The sequence below is a fragment of the Candidatus Hydrogenedentota bacterium genome, from assembly GCA_018005585.1.
In the GTDB taxonomy this organism is placed as follows: domain Bacteria; phylum Hydrogenedentota; class Hydrogenedentia; order Hydrogenedentales; family JAGMZX01; genus JAGMZX01.
Map to the genome: position 1 here is coordinate 1 of JAGMZX010000142.1, position 2,910 is coordinate 2,910.

The following is a 2,910-nucleotide window of genomic DNA, read 5'->3' on the forward strand; positions in this document are numbered from 1 at the left end:
GAAAGGGCCGCGGTGGTGTGCTCGATTGGCCCCGGCCCGCTGCAAGCGGTCGCGGCGTCGATTGCGCCCGCGAGCGACGGCATCGGCGTCTGGTTCCTGCTCGGCGATGAAACGACCGAGGACGAAGGGCCGAATATGCAGCAGATTCCGAAGCCGCGCCAGAGTCTGTTCCTTCAGTTCTGCAGCGCCATCGGCGAGGCGTATTGCCTGCACACGCCCTGGGCCATTGGCACGGCGCTGCGGCGCGGGCAGAACACCGTGGACCATCCGCATCGCGCGGGGCCGTTTTTCCTGCTAATGCCGTTGAACACGCAGCCGTGCCCGCTGCCGCGTTTCAATCTGGACGAACTGCCCGGGGGCGCGCCGCCGCGCTTGGGCGCAGCCGGCGACGAGGGCATGTACGGCGAGACTGCGGAGGCGCTGCGGTGCGCCCATCGCGTGGTGGTGAAAGTGGGAGGGGGCGCGCGCAACGCAGGGCCGGAGTTGCTCGAGTTTCTGGAACTGGCTGACGCCGTCGCGGTGACGAGTCCGCTCGTGTCGGGCGTGATCCCATTCCTGCATCCGCGCAACATGACCGTGGGCGGCTCGAAAGGCAGCATCAGCGGCAACTACGCGATGGAAGAGGCGGACCTGCTCGTCGCCATCGGCACACGCGCCGTGTGCCAGTCCGACTGCTCGCGCACCGGCTACCCGAAGGCGCAGCGCGTCATCAACATCAACGCGGACCTGGATGCCGCGACGCACTACAACAAGACCATCGCGCTCGTGGGTGATGCCGCGGCGACGTTGCGCCGCCTGAACGAAGAACTGCGCCGTGCGCCGAAACGCGGCGCAGGCGAGGTGTCCGCGTGGTTCAAGGCGTGCCGCGCGAAGCGCGAGGAGTGGGACGCGTTCCGTGAGGCACGCTATGCAGCCCCGGTGTTGAACGACGAGGTGTGGGGCGGGCCCGTATTGACGCAGCCCGCAGTCATCAAGACCGTCACTGACTGGGCCCGCGCGCATGACGCAGTGTGCTTCTTCGACGCGGGCGACGTGCAGGCGAACGGGTTCCAGATTGTCGAAGACGACCGGCTGGGCCGCACCTTCACCGAGACTGGGGCGAGCTACATGGGCTTCGCCGTGTCCGCGCTACTGGCGACGGCGTTGACGGAAAAAGCGTTCTACGGCGTTGCGCTCAGCGGCGACGGCTCGTTCACGATGAACCCGCAGATACTCATCGACGGCGTCTTGCACGGCGCGACCGGCTGCATCGTGCTCCTCGACAATCGGCGCATGGGCGCGATCACCGGCCTGCAATACGCGCAGTTCGGCGCGGAATACGCCACGGGCGACACCGTCGAAGTCGACTATGTCGCGTGGGGCGGGGCGATCAAAGGCGTCAACGCGCTTTTCGGCGGGCGCAGCATGGCGGAGCTCGAATCCGCTCTCAGAAAAGCCTTTGCATACAATGGCCTTTCGCTGATCCACGTGCCCGTGTACTTCGGGTCCGATCCTCTTGGAGGCATGGGTGTCTTCGGCCGCTGGAATGTCGGAAACTGGTGCGAAAACGTGCAGCGGATGCGACATGAAGTGGGACTGTAAAGGCTTCGGCAGGAGTCGTGTGACCAATAGAATCGCGCCCTCGAGGTGAAGACACCATTCAAAGAGCCAGGACACCTTTGCCCGCGTTCCATGGGGGCGAGGCATGCTTCGCCCCTGCATCAGGTATGAATCAGATCTTGGGACCGTCTAAGTTGGGCGCTTTCTTTTCTGCCAGAGTCCCGGCTGTCCAATTCCGGGGGGAGTGAAACGATAAGGGCGCCATCGGGCGTGTTCTTCGACGGCAGTGTTTACTGCGGAAGCCCGTCGATGAGTCAAGGGATAGATATTCGCGAGCACGCAACCCATGCGTGTCCGAAGAGGGGATTCTCCCGGGGGCGCCGGGCCTATTCGCGCGCCAAGGGAATCCGTGTGGAATCCAGGATGTCACCGCCCTTCTGAATCACGGTAATCTGGAGTGCTTCCGGCGTGACATCAACGCGGGTGGTTCCGTCCGCGGGATTGATTATTGCGTGATAGACATTATCGCCGTCCTCATGGGGTGCCCGTCTCAGGAATCGGTGGATGTGGCCGCTCAGCCAAAGTTGGCAGTTTGCCTTGTTGATTATGGGGTCCCAAAGGCGGCGTATTTCCCGCACGCCGAAGTGGTCGAGTTCGCCGTAACCGGAAGGTTGGTGCGAGAGAATGATGCGAAAGGGCGCGGAACGCGCAGGTTCGCCGTTGAGATCGGTGTCGAGCCAGGCGGCCTGTTCCTGGCGATAGGGCGCGAAATCGGCCAGCCCGGCGTACTCCTCGTTGGCATCCGGTTTGTCTTCGCCCGAATCGAGCACGACGAAGTGGACCGGCCCGTGATTGAAAGACCAATAAAAACGGCCGTTTTGGCCGGGGAAATAGTCGGCAAGACGCCGCGCCAGGGGTCCCCGTGCTTCGTGATTGCCCCGCAGGAAAACCGTGGGCACGGTCTTGGCGAAGCGCTCCACGCACGCATCGTAGAAACCGGCGAAGGGCTGTTCGGGCCGTTTGAAATCATTGATGATGTCGCCATTGAGCAAGACGAAATCGACGCCGTCCCAGACGATATCGTCGAACATGGCTTCGAGCCGCCGGGAATCGTCATGAATATCGTTCCACATGACGAAGGAGAAGGTTGTCTTGCCCGGATTGAGGGTGGTGAAGGTGAAGATGTCACTCTCGGCCGTATCGCCGTAAGAGACGCTGTAAGGTGTCAGATAGCCTTTGAACTCCTGCGTCACGACTTTGTAGCGATAGGTCATGCCCGGCGTGAGCCCCGTGAGGCGAATGACGTGGCACGTCGAGTCGTTGGGGATGAGCCCGGCGTGGCTCGCGATGGCAGACTGGTCCAGTTGGCCG

Annotated in this window: 2 protein-coding genes; one reads left to right on the forward strand and one right to left on the reverse strand. The window is 63.0% G+C overall.

Annotated elements, in window-relative coordinates; all coding sequences use genetic code 11:
* The coding region (locus KA184_19120; protein ID MBP8131695.1) for a thiamine pyrophosphate-binding protein at positions 1–1,581 on the forward strand (1,581 nt) is incomplete at its 5' end.
* 344 nt (positions 1,582–1,925) lie between these two features.
* Here KA184_19120 and KA184_19125 read toward each other — a convergent pair.
* The coding region (locus KA184_19125) for a metallophosphoesterase family protein (protein ID MBP8131696.1) at positions 1,926–2,910 on the reverse strand (985 nt) is incomplete at its 5' end.